The sequence below is a fragment of the Kribbella rubisoli genome, from assembly GCF_004217145.1.
Classification (GTDB): domain Bacteria; phylum Actinomycetota; class Actinomycetes; order Propionibacteriales; family Kribbellaceae; genus Kribbella; species Kribbella rubisoli.
In genome coordinates, this window is the sequence record NZ_SHKR01000012.1 from 246,016 (window position 1) to 266,446 (window position 20,431).

General features: G+C 68.5%; 13 protein-coding genes. 9 read left to right on the top strand and 4 right to left on the bottom strand.

Annotated elements, in window-relative coordinates:
• Positions 1 to 2: 2 nt before the first annotated feature.
• Positions 3 to 2,999 (top strand): helix-turn-helix transcriptional regulator, encoded by a 2,997-nt coding sequence (locus EV645_RS15375; RefSeq protein WP_157997073.1) that lies wholly within the window; start codon positions 3 to 5, stop codon positions 2,997 to 2,999.
• On the opposite strand, the gene EV645_RS15380 is transcribed toward EV645_RS15375, so the two are convergent.
• The gene (locus EV645_RS15380) at positions 2,986 to 3,426 is read right to left on the bottom strand and encodes a YdeI/OmpD-associated family protein (RefSeq protein WP_130444262.1); all 441 of its coding nucleotides are present in this window, start codon (positions 3,424 to 3,426) and stop codon (positions 2,986 to 2,988) included. The genes EV645_RS15375 and EV645_RS15380 overlap by 14 nt on opposite strands.
• A gap of 56 nt (positions 3,427 to 3,482) precedes the next feature.
• Between EV645_RS15380 and EV645_RS15385 the strand changes: the two genes are divergently transcribed.
• Positions 3,483 to 4,337, top strand: coding sequence for an aminoglycoside phosphotransferase family protein (locus EV645_RS15385; RefSeq protein ID WP_130444264.1), 855 nt, complete (start codon positions 3,483 to 3,485; stop codon positions 4,335 to 4,337).
• 205 nt (positions 4,338 to 4,542) lie between these two features.
• Here the strand turns inward: EV645_RS15385 and EV645_RS15390 are convergent, their stop codons facing one another.
• Complete coding sequence (locus EV645_RS15390) at positions 4,543 to 6,459, bottom strand: 13E12 repeat family protein (protein WP_130444266.1); 1,917 nt, start codon at positions 6,457 to 6,459, stop codon at positions 4,543 to 4,545.
• 395 nt (positions 6,460 to 6,854) lie between these two features.
• The gene (locus EV645_RS15395) at positions 6,855 to 9,056 is read right to left on the bottom strand and encodes an MMPL family transporter (protein ID WP_242000434.1); all 2,202 of its coding nucleotides are present in this window, start codon (positions 9,054 to 9,056) and stop codon (positions 6,855 to 6,857) included.
• Positions 9,057 to 9,203: 147 nt separating this feature from the next.
• Here EV645_RS15395 and EV645_RS15400 point away from each other — a divergent pair, with 147 nt between their 5' ends.
• The 6 genes from EV645_RS15400 to EV645_RS15425 are packed head-to-tail and all read left to right on the top strand — an operon-like array spanning position 9,204 to position 18,674.
• Entirely contained in the window at positions 9,204 to 10,580 is a 1,377-nt protein-coding gene (locus tag EV645_RS15400) for an MFS transporter (protein WP_130444270.1), read from the top strand.
• Positions 10,577 to 12,679 (top strand): molybdopterin oxidoreductase family protein, encoded by a 2,103-nt coding sequence (locus EV645_RS15405; protein ID WP_130444272.1) that lies wholly within the window; start codon positions 10,577 to 10,579, stop codon positions 12,677 to 12,679. The genes EV645_RS15400 and EV645_RS15405 overlap by 4 nt, the downstream gene beginning before the upstream one ends.
• The gene (gene nirB, locus EV645_RS15410; protein WP_130444274.1) at positions 12,676 to 16,569 is read left to right on the top strand and encodes a nitrite reductase large subunit NirB; all 3,894 of its coding nucleotides are present in this window, start codon (positions 12,676 to 12,678) and stop codon (positions 16,567 to 16,569) included. The genes EV645_RS15405 and nirB overlap by 4 nt, the downstream gene beginning before the upstream one ends.
• Positions 16,566 to 16,883, top strand: coding sequence for a nitrite reductase small subunit NirD (gene nirD / locus EV645_RS15415; protein WP_130444276.1), 318 nt, complete (start codon positions 16,566 to 16,568; stop codon positions 16,881 to 16,883). The genes nirB and nirD overlap by 4 nt, the downstream gene beginning before the upstream one ends.
• Positions 16,876 to 18,000 (top strand): uroporphyrinogen-III synthase, encoded by a 1,125-nt coding sequence (locus EV645_RS15420; protein ID WP_130444278.1) that lies wholly within the window; start codon positions 16,876 to 16,878, stop codon positions 17,998 to 18,000. Before nirD ends, EV645_RS15420 begins: the two co-directional genes overlap by 8 nt.
• Complete coding sequence (locus tag EV645_RS15425) at positions 17,997 to 18,674, top strand: sirohydrochlorin chelatase (protein ID WP_130444280.1); 678 nt, start codon at positions 17,997 to 17,999, stop codon at positions 18,672 to 18,674. The genes EV645_RS15420 and EV645_RS15425 overlap by 4 nt, the downstream gene beginning before the upstream one ends.
• Before the next feature lie 36 nt (positions 18,675 to 18,710).
• Here EV645_RS15425 and EV645_RS15430 read toward each other — a convergent pair whose 3' ends face one another.
• Positions 18,711 to 19,112 carry a MerR family transcriptional regulator gene (locus EV645_RS15430; RefSeq protein ID WP_242000435.1) on the bottom strand — a complete coding sequence of 134 codons (402 nt, stop codon included), beginning with the start codon at positions 19,110 to 19,112 and terminating at the stop codon, positions 18,711 to 18,713.
• A 68-nt stretch (positions 19,113 to 19,180) separates the two neighbouring features.
• Between EV645_RS15430 and EV645_RS15435 the strand changes: the two genes are divergently transcribed.
• Positions 19,181 to 20,344: an acyl-CoA dehydrogenase family protein gene (locus EV645_RS15435; protein ID WP_130444284.1), complete on the top strand. Its 1,164-nt coding sequence runs from the start codon at positions 19,181 to 19,183 to the stop codon at positions 20,342 to 20,344.
• Positions 20,345 to 20,431 lie beyond the last annotated feature (87 nt).

Consider the following 20,431-nt stretch of genomic DNA (forward strand, 5'->3'; position numbering starts at 1 on the left):
GCATGGGTGGGGTGACTGTTCTTGCCGCGTCGTACGCCGGTGCCGCCAGCGCGCCTGCGTACGCACGCCTGGCCGGGCTGGCTGCGGAGCTGCCGGGCGAGCTGCTCGTACGACGGGACGCCGGCTGGCCCGTTCTTGTGTACGACGAAGCCGCCGAGGCAATCGCTGCCGCTGCTGAGCTTCGTGAGGCGGCGTCGCTCGTACCGGCGGGGGAGCTGCTCCGGATCGCCCTGCACACCGCGCCGACGACCGCGCCGGCCGTCCGGCATGTCGAGCAATTGCTGGCGATCGCCAATCCGGGACAGACGTTGCTCACGGCAACGACAGCTGTCGGTGTGACCGGCGTTGCCGATCTCGGCGTACATCGGCTGCATGATCTCGGTTCGCCGGAGCGGATCCTCGAGCTGACTGAGACCAGCGAGCCGTTGCGCTCGCTCGATCGGGTGCCGAACAACCTGCCGGTGATGTTCACCAGCTTCGTCGGCCGGCAGACGCAGGTCGCCGCGCTTCGAACGCAACTCTCCGGCAGCCGCCTCGTCACGCTGACCGGTCCGGGCGGCAGTGGCAAGACTCGGCTCGCTGCCCAGACCGCGGCCCTATTGGCCGAACGCTGGCCGGACGGCGTCTGGTGGGTCGATCTGTCTGCGATGACCGAGGCCGGACAGATTCCGGAGGCCGTCGCGGGCGCGATCGGTCTGCTCGTCGAGTCTGGTGACCGCCTGCTGCTTGGTCAGTTGCGGACCAAGCGGGCGCTGATCTGCCTGGACAACTGCGAGCAGATCATCGACGGGGTCGCGGAGTTCGTCCTCGCGCTGCACACCGGTTGCCCGGAGATCTCGGTGCTGGCGACCAGCCGTGAGCCGCTCGACCTGCCGGGCGAGGCGATCTGGCGAGTGCCTGCGCTTGCTCCATCCGAGGCGCGAGCACTGTTCCTCGAACGCGCCGGCATGGAGTTTCCTGAGTCGGACGAGGCCATCCGTTCGATCTGCCTCCGGTTGGACGGCATCCCGCTGACGCTGGAACTGGCCGCCGCTCGGGTCCGCACCTTGACGCCCTCGCAGATCGCAGCCGGCCTGGACGATCGGTTCGGCCTGCTGACGAAGAACGTTCGAGGCGTCGCGGCGCGGCAGCAGACTCTCGCCGCGTCGATCGGCTGGAGCTACGACCTGCTCTCATCGGACGAGCGCCAAGTGTTCCGGAAGTTGGCAGTCTTCGCGGGCGGCTTCACGCTGGCCGCAGCCGCGGCGGTGTGCGACGTCGTACTCGAGGATTTTGCGCGGCTTGTCGACAAATCGCTCGTGGTGGCGGAGGGCGGGCGGTATCGCCTGCTCGAGACGATCCGTGAGTACGCCGCAGCGCGCCTGGCGGAGGCCGGCGAGACCGACGCGACCCGCTCGCGTCACCTCGAGCACTACCTGACGGTGGCCGAGGCCGCAGAACCCCTGCTGGACGTGGATCGCGAGGCTTGGCGGGCGCGGATCGAGCCTGATCGGGAGAACTACCGGGCCGCTCTGGAGCACGGTCTGTCGGCGAACCCCGATCGTGGCCGCCGGCTGGCCGCCACCCTGCGGTGGTTGTGGAACCTGCAGGCGACGGGCAACGAGGGCATCGGCTACCTGCGCCGCGCGATCGAGCTCGCACCGGACGACCGGTCGTTGCTCCAGGCCCGTTTGCTTTACGGCTATGCGACCGTCGCCGACACGGTCGATCCGTTCGGGTACGACGCGGCGGGTCGTGGGCTCGCGCTCGCTACCGAATTGGGTGACGACCGGTTGCGGTCGCTCTTCTTGGCGCTGGTGGCGGTCGGCGAATTCTTCACGGACTTCCAGAAGGCGTGGGATCTGACGGCCGAGGGAGTGCGGCTGGCGGGGGACAACGAGCCGGCGCGGAACGCGAACATCGCTTTGCAATGCGTCCTGCTTTCCTTGTGGGACAGGCACGACGAGCTACGGCCACTGCTGGATCGGGCGGCCGATGGCCTGATCACCAGCGGCGAACGCGGGATTGCCTCGACTGTGTTGACCGTGTGGTCCGAGAGCCTCATGTCGACGGGCGAACCCTTGAAGGCCGTCGAGCTCGGCGAGCGCGCGCTCGCTGCGGCTGAACCGCTGGCGGACTTCCACCGGGTCGGGACCGCGCGCGGGCAGTTGGCGACGCTGCTGGTGCGGACCGGGCGGCTCGACGAGGCGCGGTCGCTGATGCAGCCGCTGCTCGACTTGGCCGAGACGGCGGGTGCCGTCGTACCGAATCTCGGGCAGGTGATGGGGCTGATCTCTTATTGGAGTGGCGAGTACGACGCTGCCGTTGAGTGGATGGCCCGCGATACGGCTGCGGATGGTCCGTTGGCGGAGACGTTCGTACCCGCGATGCTGCTGCCGTCGGTTGCGGCTGCTCGGCGTGCTGGCGGCCATGATGCGTCGGAGCTGCTCGAGCGTGCCGTCGTACTGGCTCGTCGCTACAACCTGCCGCGGATCCTTGCGGATGCGCTCGATCAGCTCGGTCGCGTCGCCATCACCGAGCAGCCGGAGAAGGCCGCCGATCTGCTGCATCAGGCGTTGACGATCCGGGTGGAGCACGGGTTGCGTACGTACGTCATCGACAGCCTGGAATCCCTTGCCCTGTTGGCAAACCACGCCAACCGCGCCGCCGACGCCGCGCGCCTGGCCACGGCCGCGGCCGCCGCCCGCACTGCCCTCGGCCTGGCCACGCCGCCGGACCACCCCTTGCCGACCTCCGACGACCCAGCGCTGTCGGTGGACGAGGCTGTCGCCTACGCGCGCCGTACCCGGGGAGCTCGCGGCCGACCGTCCTCCGGCTGGGCCAGCCTCACTCCGACCGAGCAGCAGGTCGTCGCGCTAGCCGTCGAAGGCCTCAGCAATCCCGAGATCGGCGAGCGGTTGTTCATGAGCCGTGGGACGGTCAAGACCCACCTGGCGCACGTCTACGCCAAGCTCGGCGTCTCCAACCGGACCGAACTCGCCTCGCTCAAGAGGTCCTGAGCATCTCCAGCGCTTTGTCGATCCGTCGCCGGCGCGTCTCGGGCCTCTTCGCGTCGTTGATCGCGTTGACGTGCTCGCGCCGGTGGCTGTAGGCAAGCTTGTCGAACGACTCCCGCAGGCCGGCCTCCTGCAGCGCGGTCGCGAGGTCCTCGGGTACGTCGACCGTCCGCTCAGCCGTGTCCCGCACGACTGTCACGGTCACGGCGTCACCGTCACCTTTGCCCAGCTCGCTCCGGATGCCTTTGAGAATCCCCAGCGCCATGCACCCGCCCATGGACGCGATCGAGCCCCGGTAGTCGATGCCGTCGAACGTCGCCCGTACCGGGATCCGCCCGCCCCCGCCCAGCGCGGCGATCACGTCACCCGGCACCTCTACCCAGGCTCCGCCGCCGTCGTTGACCACGATCCGCCCCTCGAACGTCTCCACGCGGCCCACGCTAATACGAAGGACAGCGGAAGATCACGCGTGTAGCTTGGCCAGTCATGGAGACGCCCGAACTGACGCGTGCGATCGCGGCTGCGACGTCAGTCGCCTCGTCGCTCGACCTGGAAGTGACCGACGCAGTCGTTCTCCACAACTCGAACAAACTGGCGCTGCGCCTGACGCCGTGCGACGTCTTCGCCCGGGTCGCCCCCGAGGGGCAGGAGGTCGCACAGCTCGAGATCGAACTCGCTCAACGGCTCGCGGAGGTCGGATCTCCCGTGGCCGCCTTGGAGCCTCGGGTGGATCCGCTGGTGTACAAGCGTGATGGATTCGCGATCACCCTGTGGGCCTACTACGAGCCTGTGACGCCCGACGTCTCACCAGCCGATTTCGCGGCGGCGCTGGAGCAGTTGCACGTCGGCATGCGCAAGATCGACGTACCGATCCCACGCTTCACAGACCGAATCGCGGAGGCGGCAGAACTCGTTGCCAACCCGGATCTCTCACCGGCGCTCGGCGACGCGGACCGCGAATTCCTCAGCAGCAGACTGGAAAGCCTCCGACAAGCGATCGAAGACCGCGGCGCCCCAGAGCAGTTGCTTCACGGCGAGCCGCATCCAGGCAACCTGCTCAGCACGAAGCACGGCCCACTGTTCATCGACTTCGAAACCTGCTGCCGCGGCCCCGTCGAGTTCGACCTCGCCCATGTCCCCGTAGATGTCAGCCGGCACTACCCAGGCATCGACCAAGCCCTACTGGACGACTGCCGCCAACTCGTCCTCGCCATGGTCGCAGCCTGGCGCTGGGACATCGAAGACCAATTCCCCAACGGCAGCCAATACGGCAAAGAACTCCTCCGCCTACTCCACAACGGCCCCCCGTGGCCCACCCTCGACGCAGTCACCCTCCAATAGCCGCCCCGCACAAACCGCCGAAGGTGCGCCGAATGCGCAAGCAAATCAAGCCCTCGCCTGTCGTCGAGTTATCCCACGTCGCAGCTGGCGACAGGGACTCGAGATCCTGCACGAGCGCCCCAGGGTCTCGAGGCCGATGACCAGCACAACACCGAGCAAGCACCGGAGAACACGGCGAACGCAGTGCGGCGACTGAGCGGCCAGGTCAGCTGTCGGGTGTGGAGGTCTTGAGGCGATGCGTCCCGGTCGGGCCGACCTCGAACCGGAAGCCGTGGGGCGTGGTCCATTCCAGTGCCTTTGCGTCGACGCGGCGGACGTTCCAGCCGCGGGCGTGGGTCTTCACCCGGTGAGCGAACCGGCTGAGCGGTGCGAGGTTGCGGGTGCTGGTCTGGCCAGTGGCACCGTAGGGGTCGTAGGGCTGGATGTGGTCGAGGTCGATGGTGCGGTGGGTTTCGCGGGTGCCGTACGGGAACAGTTCGACGGGGTGCGTGAGTCGTACGCGTTCGCGGATCCGGGTGGGGATCTCGTAGGCGTCGGCGCTGACGGCGTCGTTGAGGTCGATCACGGGTTTGACGGTGTACGGTCCGTGGCCTACAAGTTCGGTGAGTTGGTCGGCGAGCAGCGGCCCGATGCCCTCGGCACGGAGTACCCCGTTGCCGGTGGCCAGCGTGAGGTCGGTGAGGTGCACGAAGATCTCGGTCTGCCCAGGACGCACCTGTCCGCCGCTGGGACTCGCGGGGTTGGTGTAGGCGTCGTGCTTGATCTGCGCGAGGCGTGCGTCGAGGGCCCGCTGGGCGGCGGTGTCCAGTGGCACGCCGTCGTCGGGCTCGCTGCGCGGGCCAGGGATGTACTCGATCGGCCGGTTGTCGAACGGGTCACTGGGCGGATCGGGATCGCACGGCCCCGCGCCATCGGCTAACGGGGGATCCCGCAGCTCGACAGGCTCAGCGGCCGGATCAGCCAGGTAGGCGTCGCCGCGATCCGCGCGTCCGTACGCCGGGCTCGCCAAGAACGCCGCAGTGGCATCGCGAGCGGGGTCCGCCGAGGCACACGGTGTGTCGTTCGTGCGGTTGCGTGGGCCGTTGTGCGGCGGGCTTGCCGGGGACGCCGCTGTGTCAGCGTGGGCCGGGTCCGCCGACGTACCCGGTGCGTCGCGCGTGCAGTCGAGCGGACCGAAGGCGCCGCGGCCGGCAGCCGCCGATCGCTCGCCGACGCTGGCCTGTGGATCCGCTGTTGCGGATCGGGTAGCGGCGGCTGTTTGTGGGTCTGGTGCTGCGGGGTGCGGGCCTGGGGCGGCTTCGGAGCTCTCCTTTGCCGAAGGCCTGCCAGGGCTCGAAGCTAGGCTCGAGGTGCGGGCCTGGGTGAGGAGTTCTTGGGTGAAGCGGGGGTCGGCGATGATGCGGAGGGCGTCAGCGCGGCGGTGTTGGAGGTGGCGGGTGTCGCCGAAGGTTTTGAGGGCCTCGGCAATGGCGGCGATCTTGGCGTCGAAGCGGATGACCGCGCCGGCGGGGGCTTTGGCGTAGATGGTTTTGTTGCCGTGGTGGTCGCTGCGGCCGACGAAGACACCGCGTTCGCTCGCCGCCTCGGCCGTCTCGTCGCGGGCTTGTTCGGGGTCGGCGTGGGTTTTGGCGGCGCGGATAATCTTGTCAAGGCGGTACGGGGTGATCGAGTCGATCAAGGCTGCGACGCGCTGGTCGACCGATCGGGCGGCCTCCTCGGACAGCTTCAGGCAGAGCGTGGCGAGTTGGCGGGCTTTCCAGGGGGTGGCGTCGCCGGCTTGGACGCGGGCCCAGGTGAACGGGAAGCGGTGGCGTAAGGCGAGTGCTTCGCCGAGGAATTGGCGTGCCACCATCGGTGAGATGCCGAGGATGACGCCGAATTCGGCGATGGCGAACTCGGCGATCTGCGGGCAGCCGTCACCGCCCAGTACGACGGCGCGTTCGCGGCCGTCGGCGGTCCGGCGGCCGGGGCGGGTGCCGCAGGTGGAGGGGTGGAAGCGGTCGGCGTAGATCTGGGCGTGCTGCAGCAGCCGCGCGTCGGCCTGGTTGGCGATCGCGCGGTGCTCGGCGGCCGACTCGAGCAGGTCGGCCGTGGAGAGCTCACTCAGATCAGTGTCGAACATGTGTTCGATTCTACCTGGCGATCACTGGCCTGCCAAATCGGCCCGATCGGTAAAACCTCTTATTTATAAGCCGAATGTGTGAGCTCGCCACCCTCGCGTCAGGCCCTGCGGCCGAGGTGGGCATCCTGTGAGGGCCGATCGCTGAGCCGGTGTGCCGTCCTCTGGAGGTTTGCGTACCGAGAGGGCCCTTGACCATGCGATAGATCACGCGGGGTCCCGGTCCGGTCTGCAGGTCGTCGTCTGTGGCGTAGGTCGACAACATCGCGTCATCGGCGACGGTGTCCTGCACCCAAGTCGAGCACGGCAACCCTCCGCCACAGAGGAACAGCCGAACTTCCGGTCGATCACCGCAGCCGGCCACTACTCCAAATCTCTGTTCTTTCTTTGCTCTTCCTTCAATCTCTGCCTTGAGGGCCGAGCTTTGAAAACCTTCCTTTCACTCCTCCTTCCTCATCTTGTGTGGATGGGTTCTCTTGGGTTTCCTTGGCGAGTTTGCTGGGCCACCAGACTCGGGGGCCTATGTCGTGGGCCAGGGAGGGGACCAGGAGGGAGCGGACGACGGTGGTGTCGAGGAGGACGCCGAAGGCGACCATGAAGGCTATTTGGGCCAGGAAGAGGATGGGGAGGACTGCGAGGGCGGAGAAGGTGGCGGCTAGGACTACGCCGGCGGAGGTGATGACGCCGCCGGTGACGGCGAGGCCTACGAGGATGCCGGGTCTGGTGCCGTGTTCCTGGGATTCCTCGCGGACGCGGGTCATCAGGAAGATCGAATAGTCGATGCCTAGGGCAACTAGGAAGACGAAGGCGTAGAGCGGGATGCCGGGGTCCGCGCCGGGGAACCCGAAGACGTGGTTGAACATCAACGCGCTGACCCCGAGCGTCGCGCCGAACGAGAGCACGTTCGCGATCACCAGCAGTACGGCGGCGACCAGCGACCGCAGCAGCAGCATCAGTACGACGAAGATCACCGCGAGGATCGTCGGGATGATCACGCGAAGATCCCGCTGCGCCGCGTCCAGTACGTCGAGGTTGATCGCCGTGTTGCCGCCCACCAGGATGTCCGGACTGACCGCGTCCAGCGAAGACCGCAGATGCTTCACGACCTTGGTTGCGTCGGGTGAGTCGGCCGGCACCTTGAGCGTGGCCTGGACCAGCACCTTGCCGTCGACAACCTTCGGCGGTACGCCGGGAGCGATCGAGGCGGATGCCGCGCCGATACCGTCGACCTTCAACGCGGTCGCAACCACCTGATCCGCCTGCGCAACAGGGGTCAGGATCTGCACCGGCGTACCGGAACCCGCGTCGAAGTGCTTAGCCAACTCCTGCTGCCCGGTGACCGACTCGACCTTGTTGAGGAACAGATCCACCTGCGAGGTCCCGCTCGCCTTGAACGTCGGCAGGAACGCCGCGCACGCCAGCAACGCCAGCGCGCTGATCACCCAGACCCGGCGGGAGTGCCGGCCGACGAGCCCGGAGATGCGGCCCCAGAGGCGCTTGCCGCCGACCTGGTCGCGGGAGTGGACGTGGTCGACGCGCGGGATCGACGGCCAGAAGATCCGCCGGCCGAACGCGAGCAGGATCGCGGGCAGGAACGTCATCGCGGCGATGAACGCGCCGGCGATCCCGAAGGCGCCGACCGGGCCGAGACCCTTCGTGCTGCCGAGCTGGGAGAGCAGCAGGCAGAGCAGACCGAGGATGACCGTCGCCGCGCTGGCCGCGATCGGTTCGATCGACGCCCGCCACGCGACCCGCATCGCCTGGAACTTGCTCTCGTAGTCGTGCAACTCCTCTTTGTAACGAGAGACGAGGAGCAGCGAGTAATCGGTCGATGCCCCGACGACCAGGATGAACAGAATGCCCTGGCTCTGGCCGTTGAGTTGCAGTACGCCGTTCTTCGCGAGCGGGTACACGACCAGCGCGGCCAGCGCGAGGCCGAAGACCGCGGTCAGCAGGACCGCGATCGGCAGGATCGGACTGCGGTAGACGATCAGCAGGATCACGAACACGACCGCCAGCGCGACCCCGAGCAGGATCCCGTCGATCCCGCTGAACGCGACGACGAAGTCCGCGAAGACCCCGCCCGGACCGGTGACGTACACCTGCAGACCGGTCGGTGTGAGGTTCTGCTTGATGTCGGTCCGCAGCGTGTCGGCGACCGCGAAGAGCACGGTCGTGCCCTGCTTGACCACCTCGTCGGCGCGGTCGCCGTTCGTCTGGACGGTGATCAGCAGCGCCTTGTGATCCGCCGACGGGACTGGCGGTCCGACCGGTGCAGTCAGGTAGTCACCAAGCTTCTTGCCCTCACCGAGATCCAGCGACGGGATCCGGCCGATGAACGCCTTGGCTGCCTCCAGGTCCGCCGGCGTGATGCCGGATTCACGCTCGATCAGGACGAAGTACGGCAGCGCCTTGGAGTCGACGAACTTCGCCGACTCGTTGGCCACCAGCGTCGACTCGGCCTGCTTCGGGAGGAAGTTTGCGTTGTCGTTCTGCTGGACCTCACTCAGTTTTCCGACCGCGGGGCCGCCCAGGGCGCCCAGCACCAGCCAGCCGATCAGTACCGCGGCAATCGCCGCCCGCCACGTCCACCGGTTCACCTGGGCACAGTACCCGCGATCTCTCACCACCACGCGACGGGTGTGCGGGAGCCGTTTCGGCGGCGTAACAACAAGATGACTACGCGGAAACACCCCGGTCATAACGTCCAGGCCTAATCGATGAGGTCGGATGATCGGAGACTTGCGATGACGCTCGAGGCAGGACCGGAGACCGTCACCACCAGGGACGCCCAGAGCACCGTGGGCACCGTGGGGACCGTCGAGGCGCCGCGGCGCGGACGCTGGATCGACGTCTGGGATCCCGAGGACGCTACGTTCTGGGCCGGGAAGGGTCGTGCGATCGCGCGGCGGAACCTGTGGCCCTCGATCTTCGCCGAGTTCCTCGGCTTCTCCGTCTGGCAACTGTGGAGCATCGTCGTGGTGTCGATGCCCAAGGCCGGGTTCGGCTACGACACCAACCAGCTGTTCTGGCTGGTCGCGCTGCCGAGTCTGGTCGGGGCGACGCTGCGGTTGCCGTACACGTTCGCCGTACCGCGGTTCGGCGGGCGGAACTGGACGATCTTCTCGGCACTGCTGCTGCTGATCCCGACCGCCGGCATCTCCTACTTCATGACCCGGCCGGACACGCCGTTCTGGCTGATGGCGCTGGTCGCGGCGACCGCGGGCGTCGGCGGGGGCAACTTCGCCAGCAGCATGACCAACATCTCGTTCTTCTACCCGGAGAAGGAGAAGGGCTTCGCGCTCGGCATCAACGCGGCCGGCGGCAACCTCGGCGTGGCCGTCGTGCAGCTCGTGGTGCCGATCGTGATCGTCGCCGGCGCGGGCCTGTCGCTGAACCGGGCCGGCCTGATGTGGCTGCCGCTGATCGTGCTGGCCGCGTTCTGGGCGTGGAAGGTGATGGCCAACCTCTCGGTGGCGAACTCGTCGTTCCGTACGTCGATCGCCGCGGCGAAGCGGCCGCACACCTGGGTGATCTCGTTCCTGTACATCGGTACGTTCGGGTCGTTCATCGGCTTCGGGGCGGCGTTCCCGCTGCTGATCAAGACCACGTTCCCGGACATCACGCCGGCGCATTTCGCGTTCCTCGGCGCGCTGGTTGGGTCTGTGGCGCGGCCGTTCGGCGGCAAGCTGTCGGACCGGGTCGGCGGCGCGTGGATCACGGTCTGCTCGTTCGTGGTGATGGGCCTCGGCATTCTCGCGGCGATCGTGTCGCTGAAGTCCGGGAGCTTCGCGGCGTTCCTGATCAGCTTCCTGGTCCTGTTCGTGGCCAGCGGCGCGGCCAACGGGTCGACGTACCGGATGATCCCGGCGGTGTTCCGGCTGACGACGCCGGACGACCCGGGCCGGGCGCGGCGCGAGGCGGCGGCCTGCATCGGGATCGCGTCGGCGGTCGGTGCGTACGGCGGGTTCCTGGTGCCGCGCGGGTTCGCGATGTCGACGAGTCACTTCGGATCGCTGATCCCGGCGCTGTATGTGTTCTGCGGGTTCTACGTGCTGTGCCTGGCGGTGACGTACTTCTGCTACCTCCGCAAGGGCGGACCGCTCAGCCAGGAGCGCGTGTGAACTCTGTCCTTACTCACTGTCCGTACTGCGCTCTGCAGTGCGCCACCACGCTGCACCCGGTCGCACGACCGGGTGCCGTGGAGGTGCGCCCCGCCGGTCAAGGCGGGCTGTGCCGCAAGGGCTGGACGGCTCCCGACGTACTCACGGTGCCGGACCGGCTCACCACGCCGCTGATCCGCAACGCCGCGGGCGAGCTGGTGGAGACGAGTTGGGACACCGCGCTGGACTTCGTTGCCTCACGCATCCAGTCGCTGCAGGAGGCGCACGGCCGGGACGCGGTGGCGGTGTTCGGCGGCGGCGGGCTGACGAACGAGAAGGCGTACGCGCTCGGGAAGTTCGCTCGGGTGGCGTTGAAGACGGCGAACGTGGACTACAACGGCCGGTTCTGTATGTCGTCGGCGGCAGCCGCGACGAACCGGGCGTTCGGGATCGACCGGGGGCTGCCGTTCCCGCTCGCTGATCTGGGCGGTGCGGGAGCGATTCTGCTGGTCGGCAGCAACATCGCGGAGACGATGCCGCCGGCGGTCAGGCATCTGCAAGGCGCAAGGGACGCGGGTGGACTTCTGGTCGTCGACCCGCGCCACTCGGCCACCGCTGGGTTGACTGCCGACAGCGGCGGCATCCACCTGCAGGCGACACCCGGCACGGACCTCGCCTTGGTGCTTGCTCTGACACACGTGGTTCTGCAGGAGGGCCTTGCGGACACCGCGTACTTGGGCGAGCGGGTCGATGATCCGGACTTGCTGATTCGCTCCACGGCTTCCTGGTGGCCGGAGCGCGCCGAGCGAGTGACCGGTGTGCCTGCTGCGACGATCCGTCAGGCCGCGCGGGTGCTGGCGGCGGCCGCTCCGCTTCATGGTGGCGCGGGTGCGTTCATCCTGACCGGGCGTGGGGCCGAGCAGCACAGCAAAGGCACAGACACGGTGACTGCTTGTATCAACCTTGCGCTGGCGCTCGGGCTGCCCGGTCGGTTGGGGAGCGGGTACGGGTGCATCACGGGGCAGGGGAACGGGCAGGGCGGTCGGGAGCACGGGCAGAAGGCTGATCAGCTGCCCGGTTATCGGAGTATTTCCGACCCGGCGGCTCGTGCGCACCTGATGCGGGTCTGGGATGTGAACGACCTGCCCGGCCCCGGGAAGAGCGCGGTTGAACTGATCAACTCGCTCGGGCAGGCAGACGGTCCCAAGGCGTTGATGGTCCACGGAAGCAATCTCCTGGTGTCCGCCCCGAACCTCGCCTCGGTCCGTGAGCGGCTTGCTTCGTTGGAATTGCTGGTGGTTGCGGACGTGGTGCCGTCCGAGACCGCGCTGCTGGCGGACGTCGTGTTTCCGGTGACGCAGTGGGCCGAAGAGGACGGGACGATGACGTCGCTCGAGGGGCGGGTACTGCGGCGCCGTACCGCCGCACCGCCTCCTGGCGAGGTGCGGAGCGACCTCGCGGTGTTCGCCGGTCTGGCCGAAAGGCTCGGTAGTAAAGGGTTCTCGACCGATCCGGCTGAGGTCTTCGAAGAGCTTCGGCGGGCGAGTGCCGGTGGACGGGCCGACTATTCGGGGATCACGTGGGACCGGTTGGATGCCGGCGAGGTGCTGTTCTGGCCGGTGCCGCAGGAAGGACATCCCGGTACGCCGCGGTTGTTCGCGGACGGGTTCCCGACGCCGGACGGGCGCGCGCATGTGGTGGCTGTCGATCATCGGCCGGTGGCGGACGATCTCAACGCCGAATCGCCGCTGTACTTGGTGACTGGGCGCTTGTTGCAGCATTACCAGAGCGGTGCGCAGACGCGGCGGGTGCCGGAGTTGGCCGAGGCAGAGCCGGAGGTGTTCGCGGAGATTCATCCGCGGGTGGCCGCGCAGTTGGGGATCGGCGACGGGCGGCCGGTGCGGTTGCGTACTGCTCGTGGGTCGATGGTGCTACCGGCGCGGGTGACGACCGACGTACGGCCGGACACGGTGTTCGTGCCGTTCCACTTCGGTGGCGTCGAGGCTGTCAACGAGCTGACCAACGATGTGCTCGACCCGGTGTCGGGGATGCCTGAGTTCAAAGCGTGTGCCGTCGAAGTCACCGCTGCCGTTGTACCGGCGACGGGAGTGTCGGCATGAGGGTAGTCATCATCGGCGGCGGGATGGCCGGGCGGCGGTTGGCCGAGCTGTTGCCGTCGTACGACGTGACTGTGCTCGGCGACGAGGCGTCGTACAACCGGAGCAGGCTGACTGAGTACGTCGCCGGCCGCGCCGAGCCGCTGATGGGCGGCGAGCCGGTGGCCACCGCCGTGGGGGTGGACCGCGACCGCCGCGTGGTGCGTGATGCCACCGGGCGCGAGTGGGGTTATGACCGGCTGGTGTTCGCGACTGGGGCGGTGCCGACGGTGCCTGCTGAGGTTGTCGCGGCGGATGGGGTGCAGACCCTGCGGTCGGTTGAGGATGCGCGAACGATTGTCGCGGCGGCCGGGGCGGTACGGCGGGCGGTCGTGCTGGGTGGCGGTGTGCTCGGTGTCGAGGCTGCTTGTGCGCTGCGGGAGCGCGGGGTCGCCGTGACGCTGGTGCACGACGGGGAAACGCTTCTGGACAAGACGATCCGTGCGTCTGCCGGGCGGCGGGTCACGCGGGCGGTGCGGGAGCTGGGTGTCGAAGTACTGCTCAACACGACGCTCGACGGGACGGATGTTCGGGACGGGCGCTTCCGGGCGTTGAACTTGCGCAGTGGGCGGCAGGTGTACGGCGAGTTGCTGGTGGTCGCGTGCGGGGTGCGACCGCGCACCGAGCTGGCGACCGGTCTCACAGTCCGCACCGGCATCGTCGTCGACCACACCCTCACGAGCCCCGACGACCCGAACGTTCACGCAATCGGCGACTGCGCCGAGGTAGAAGGCCGCCTGACCGGCACGGTCGCCTCCGCGTGGGCGCACGCCGAAGCCCTGTCCCGCCAGTTCTTGGGAGAGACCGCGGAGCTGCCCGACTACGAGGTCGTGCGGCTGACGGCCGGTGGGCTGGATGTACTTGTGCTGGGCGACAAGGACGAGGCCGGCGAGGTTGTTCGGCTGGAGGACGGCAGCAGGTATGTGCGGGCCGTCCTGCGGGACGGCGTCGTGCGGTCGGCGGTCGTGGTGGGTGCGCCGGAGGTGGCGGCGGAGTTGGTGTTGCTGGCGGATCGGGGGACGCCGGTCGTTGCGGACGGGCTGCTGGCGGAGTCCGCCGTACCGGCAAAGAGGGTGCCGACCGTGTGTCGGTGCAACGGGGTTACCAGGGTCGCGATCGAGGCGGCCTGGCGTGGGGGTGCCGACAGTGTCGACGGCATCGCCGCCACGACGCGGGCGACGACCGGGTGCGGGAGCTGCACCGGCGCCGTCGGCGAACTGCTCGACCGCTTCCGGCGCGGCGAGACCGAACCAGTCCCGAGCAGGAGGGCGACGATGGCAGAGCTGAAGAAGGCCAAACACGTTGTGGTGGTCGGCGGTGGCATGGTCGCCCACCGGTTGGTCGAGGCGCTGCGGCAGCGTGACACCGAGATCACCTATCGCATCACGGTGTTCGCCGAGGAGCCACGGCTCCCTTACGACCGGGTCGCGCTGACCAGCTACTTCTCCGGCCGCGACCCGCACGACCTGTCCCTCGGCGACCCCGACCTGTGGGACGACCCGGCGGTGAACCTGCGCAAGGGCGTCCAGATCACTTCGATCGACACGACGGCGAAGATCGTGACGACTGGACGCGGCGAACAGGTCGGGTACGACGAACTCGTCCTGGCGACCGGTTCCGCGGCGTTCATCCCGCCCGTGAAGAACAACGACGCGCAGGGCTGCTTCGTCTACCGGACCATCGACGATGTCGCCGCGCTGCGCGTGTACGTCGAGCGCCTGAAATCCGAAGGCAAGCAGGTCAACGGTGTCGTCGTCGGCGGCGGTCTGCTCGGCCTTGAGGCTGCGGGTGCGCTGAGGGCGCTCGACGCTGCCACGAAGGTCGTCGAGTTCGCGCCGCGGCTGATGCCGTTGCAGGTCGACGAGGGTGGCGGTTCCGCGCTGGCCAGGTTGATCGAGGGGCTCGACGTCGAAGTACTGACCGCAACGCAGTGCCAGCGCGTCAAGCTCACCACCCAGGGCGCGGCCCGGGCAATGGCTGTTGCCGACGGCCCCGATCTGCCGGCTGACGTGGTGGTGTTCGCGACCGGCGTGCGCCCGCGCGACGAGCTCGGCCGCGAGGCCGGTCTGGAGATCGGCGAGCGCGGCGGTGTCGTTGTCGACGAGGCCTGCCGTACGTCGGTGCCTGGGGTGTGGGCGATCGGTGAAGTCGCCTGCATCGAAGGCCGCGTGTGGGGATTGATTGCCCCCGGCTACACCATGGCCGAGATCGTTGCCGACCGCCTATTAGGCGGCGAGGCAACGTTCCCCGGCGCGGACACGTCGACCAAGTTGAAGCTGCTCGGCGTCGATGTCGCGAGCTTCGGCGATGCGTTCGGCGCGACCGAGGGCGCGCTCGACATCGTGTACGCCGACCCGGTGGCCGGCGTCTACAAGAAGCTCGTGCTGTCCGACGACGCTCGTACGCTGCTCGGCGGGATCCTCGTCGGCGACGCATCGGCGTACTCCGGACTGCGCCCGATGGTCGGCCGCGAACTCGGTGCGGACCCGGCCGCGTTCCTGCTGCCGGAGGGTGCCGCGCCGGTGCAGCTCGAGCTGCCGGACGACGCGCCGGTGTGCTCGTGCAACAACGTCGACGCGGGCACGATCCGCTGCGCGGTTGGCGACGGGTGTGGCGACATCAAGTCGGTGTGCGGGAAGACGCGAGCTGGAACCAGCTGTGGTTCATGCCTGCCGGTGGTCAAGAATCTGCTCAACGCCGAGCTCGCCAAGGCCGGTGTCGAGGTCAGCAAGGCGCTGTGCGAGCACTTCGCACTTTCGCGGGCCGAGCTCTTCGACGTCGTCCGGATCACCGAGCTGCGGACGTTCAGCGAGATCGTCGAGCGGCACGGGACCGGGCGCGGCTGCGACATCTGCAAGCCCGTCGTGGCGTCGATCCTGGCGAGCCTGGACCCGGCCGGTCACGTCCTCGAGGGCGAGCGCGCGACGCTGCAGGACACGAACGACCACGTGATGGCCAACATGCAGAAGGACGGCACGTACTCCGTCGTACCGCGCATCCCCGGCGGTGAGATCACGCCGGAGGGGCTGATCACGATCGGCGAGGTGGCGCGCGACTTCGGGCTGTACACGAAGATCACCGGCGGGCAGCGGGTCGACCTGTTCGGTGCGCGGATCGAACAGCTGCCGGCGATCTGGACGCGGCTGGTCGACGCCGGGTTCGAATCCGGACATGCGTATGGCAAAGCGCTGCGGACGGTGAAGTCGTGCGTCGGGTCCACCTGGTGCAGGTACGGCGTACAGGACTCCGTCGGGATGGCAATCGCGCTCGAGCTGCGGTACCGCGGGCTGCGGTCGCCGCACAAGCTCAAGCTCGGCGTGTCCGGGTGTGCGCGCGAGTGCGCCGAGGCACGCGGCAAGGACGTCGGCGTGATCGCGACCGAGAAGGGCTGGAACGTGTACGTCGGCGGCAACGGCGGGATGACGCCGCGGCACGCCGAGCTGCTCGCATCCGATCTGACCGACGAAGAGCTTTTCCGGACCGTCGATCGATTCCTCATGTACTACATCCGAACCGGGGACCGTCTGCAGCGGACGGCGGTGTGGATGCGCGAGCTCGAGGGCGGCCTCAACCACGTGCGCGACGTCGTACTGAATGACAGCCTCGGGATCGCCGCCGACCTGGATGCCGCCATGGCTCGTCATGTCGACTCGTACGTCGACGAGTGGCAGGCGACGCTGAACGACCCGCAGAAGCTGGCCCGGTTCGTGTCGTTCGTGAACGCGCCGGACCAGCCCGACGCCGACCTGCGCTACGTGGTCGAGCGCAGTCAGCCGCGCCCGGCCAGCCCGGCCGAACGCGGACAGTTGGAGCCGGTCCTGCTGGCCGGCCCCCGATTGGAGGTACGCCGATGATGGTCTGTGAGTACGACGTCCTGCTGCCGGAGCGCGGTGTCGCGGCACTGCTCGGCGAGGTGCAGATCGCGTTGTTCCGCACCCACGACGGCGAGGTGTTTGCCCTCGGCAACCAGGATCCGTTCAGCGGGGCGAACGTGATGTCGCGCGGCATCGTCGGCAGCCGCGGCGACGTACCGACGGTGGCGTCGCCGATGTTCAAGCAGGTCTTCTCGCTGCGCACGGGGGAGTGCCTGGACGACCCGGAGGTCTCGCTGCCGGTGTATCCGGTCGAGGTCGTCGACGGTCAGGTCGTGGTGGGCTCCGGTGCCTAAGCAAGGGCCGCTCAGCGGCTGCACGATCGCGATCACCGCGCATCGGCGCGCGGAGGATCTGATCGCGTCGTTCGAGCGGCGGGGCGCCAAGGTGCTGCACGCGCCGACGCTGCAGATCGTGCCGGTCGCGGACGACCATGCGCTGATCGAGGCGACCCGGCGGGTGATCGCGAACCCGCCGGACGATGTCGTGGTCACCACCGCGGTCGGGTTCCGCGGGTGGGTCGAGGCGGCCGACACCGCGGGGCTGGCCGCTGACCTGCTGGGCACGTTGGAGCAGTCGCGGATTCTCGCTCGCGGCCCGAAGGCGCGCGGGGCGATCCGGGCGGCCGGGTTGGTCGAGCACTGGTCGGCGCGGTCGGAGACGACGGCCGAGGTGGTGGAGTGGTTACGTACGCAAGGCGTGCACGGGCGGAAGATCGTCGTACAGCTGCATGGATTGTCGGATCCGGCGTTGCAGGATGCGTTGCGTTCGGCGGGGGCGTCGGTGCGCGGGCTGGAGGTGTATCGGTGGGGGCCCGCGCCTGATCCGGTCGTGGTCGAGCGGATGATCTCGCAGATATGTGCGGGCACGGTGGATGCCGTCGTGCATACGTCGGCGCCGGGTGCGCAGGCGATGCTCGATGCGGCGGCGTTGACCGGGCAGTACGACGCGTTGGTGTCGGCGCTGCGGACGGGACGTGTGCTGAACGCTTGTGTCGGGCCGGTGACGGCGGGGCCGTTCGTGGCGTTGGGGCTCGAGCCGCTGGTGCCGGATCGGTTTCGGTTGGGCGCGTTGATCCGGATCGTGACCGATCGGCTGACCGACGACAACGCTCGATCGATCGAGACGGAGTTCGGGCTGCTGGTGATTCGCGGTGGGGCGGCGGTGCTGGACGGCGTCGTACTACCGCTCGGGCCGGGGCCTCGCGCCGTACTCGCGGCGTTGGTGGCTGCGGGCGGTGATGTGGTGTCGCGGCCGGAGTTGCTCGCTGTGCTTCCTGGTGCTGAGGATGTCCACGCTGTCGAGGTGACGGTGAATCGGTTGCGGACGGCTGTCGGTCGGCCTGAGCTGGTCCGCACAGTGGTCCGCCGTGGTTACCGGCTCGCTGTCGAGCCTGCGGGGGTGCCTTCGTGACTGATCTTGTTGCCGTCGCCCACGGTACGGCGGACCCGCGCGGCATCCGGGTCGTGCATGAACTGGTGCGTGAGATGGCGCGACAGCGTCCCGAGTTGGCGATCTCGCTCGGCTTCGTCGACCTCAACCTTCCGGCGCTGCCCGAGCTGATGCGCCGAGTGGTTGCTGACAGCAACGAGGTTGTCGTGGTGCCGTTGTTGCTCAGCTCGGGCTATCACGTGTACGTCGATGTCGCCGCTGAGGTGGAGCGCTATCCGGGGCAGGTGCATGCGGCGGCTGCGCTCGGACCGGATCCCGACCTCGTCGACATCCTGGCCGATCGGCTCGGCGACCTCCGCCAGGTGGATCACGTCGTACTCGCCGCCGCCGGCTCGTCCGACCCGCGCGCACTGCTCGACTGCGAGCAGACCGCCGACCTCCTGTCCCACCGCATCAGCCGCCCGGTCCGCGTCGGCTACATCTCCGGCGCGGGCGAACGACTCCCCGCAGTCCTCGCCCGAACCCCCGGCCGAGTCGCGGTCGCGACGTACCTGCTGGCTCCGGGCTTCTTCGAGACCCTCGTACGCCGCCACGCCCACGGCCACGCGGTCGCCCCACCCCTAGGCGCCGACCCCCGCCTGGCCGCGCTGGCCGTCCGCAGGTACGACGAGGCGCTGCAGCTGTCGCCGGTCTGACGCCACGGTGCTTGCCTGCGCGGAGTTGCGGGCTGCTCAACTTCCTGGGGGCCGCTCCCATCTGAGTGCGCTCAGGTCTGCGCGGCAGCGGGTTTCTACTTCGGAGAGGTCGGCGAGGGTTTCTTCGATGTCGCGGCGGCGTTGTTCGAGTTCGGCCCGGCGGTGGGTTATCTGGTCGAGGAGATAGACCAGCTGGCCCTCTTCGCCGGGTTCGGCGTCGTACATGTCGACGATCTTGGCGATCTCGTCGAGGGAGAAGCCGAGGCGTTTGCCGCGGAGGATGAGGCCGAGGCGGACCTTGTCGCGGGGGTGGTAGACGCGAGCGGTGCCGCGGCGCTCGGGGGTGAGCAGGCCGCGGTCCTCGTAGAACCGGATCGTTCGCAGCGTGACGGCGTACTCGGTGGCGAGCTCGGCGATCGACCAGGTCTCAGCGGACACCTGGCTATTGTGCATGCAGCCCAGCGTGCTTTACGTTTACGTAAGCGTCAAGCACGAAGGGGTGCCGCATGTTCGAGCTGTCCGAGGAACACCGGGAGTTCCGCCAGAGCGTTCGCGACTTCGCGGAGGCGGAGATCGCGCCGCATGCGGCCGAGTGGGACCGCAAGCACTACTTCCCGGTGGAGGTCGTGCAGAAGATGGGGAAGCTCGGCCTGTTCGGGCTGACCGCGCCGGAGGAGTACGGCGGCGCCGGCGGTGACTTCACCAGCCTGTGCGTGGCGATCGAGGAGATCTCCCGGGTCGACCAGTCGATGGGCATCACGCTCGAGGCGGCGGTCGGGCTCGGCATCAACCCGATCCTGACCTATGGCACCGACGAGCAGAAGGCGACCTGGCTGCCCGATCTCGTGGCCGGCCAGAAGCTGGCCGGGTTCGGCCTGACCGAGCCCGAGTCGGGCTCGGACGCCGGCGCGACCAAGACCCGCGCGGTGCTCGACGGCGGCGAGTGGGTGATCGACGGCTCGAAGCAGTTCATCACCAACTCGGGTTCGAGCATCACGAGCTGCGTGACGGTGACGGCGCGGACCGGCGAGCGCGCGGACGGCAAGCCGGAGATCTCCACGATCATCGTCCCGACCGGTACGCCGGGCTTCGTGGCGGAGACGGCGTACGACAAGCTCGGCTGGCACGCGAGCGACACGCATCCGCTGTCGCTGAGCGGCGTACGCGTCCCGGAGGCCAACCTGCTCGGCCAGCGCGGGAAGGGGTTCGCCCAGTTCCTCGCGACGCTCGACGACGGGCGGGTCGCGATCGCGGCCGTGGCCCTCGGCTGCATCCGCGCCTGCCTCGAGCTCTCGGTGCAGTACGCCGGTGAGCGGCAGACGTTCGGTGGCCCGATCGGACGCAAGCAGGGTGTCGCGTTCCAGATCGCCGACCTGAAGGTGATGGCCGACGCGGCCGAGCTGCTCGTCTACCGGGCCGCCGCGCTGAAGGACGCCGGAGCGTCAGTAGCCGAGTTCAAGCAGGCTGCGTCTGTTGCCAAGCTGTATGCGACCGAGTCGGCGGTAAGCGCTACCAGGATCGCCACCCAGGTCTTCGGCGGCTACGGCTTCATGGAGGAGTACCCGGTCACCCGCTTCTACCGCGACGCCAAGATCCTCGAGATCGGCGAGGGCACGTCGGAGGTGCAACGGATGCTGATCGCCCGAAGCCTCGGGCTACCGGTGGAATGATGCCTGCATGACTGTATCGATGCCACGACTCCGTCGCGGCGGGTCACGGGGCTGTGACTCCCGGCCTTCCCTCGTCGCTCCGGTCGC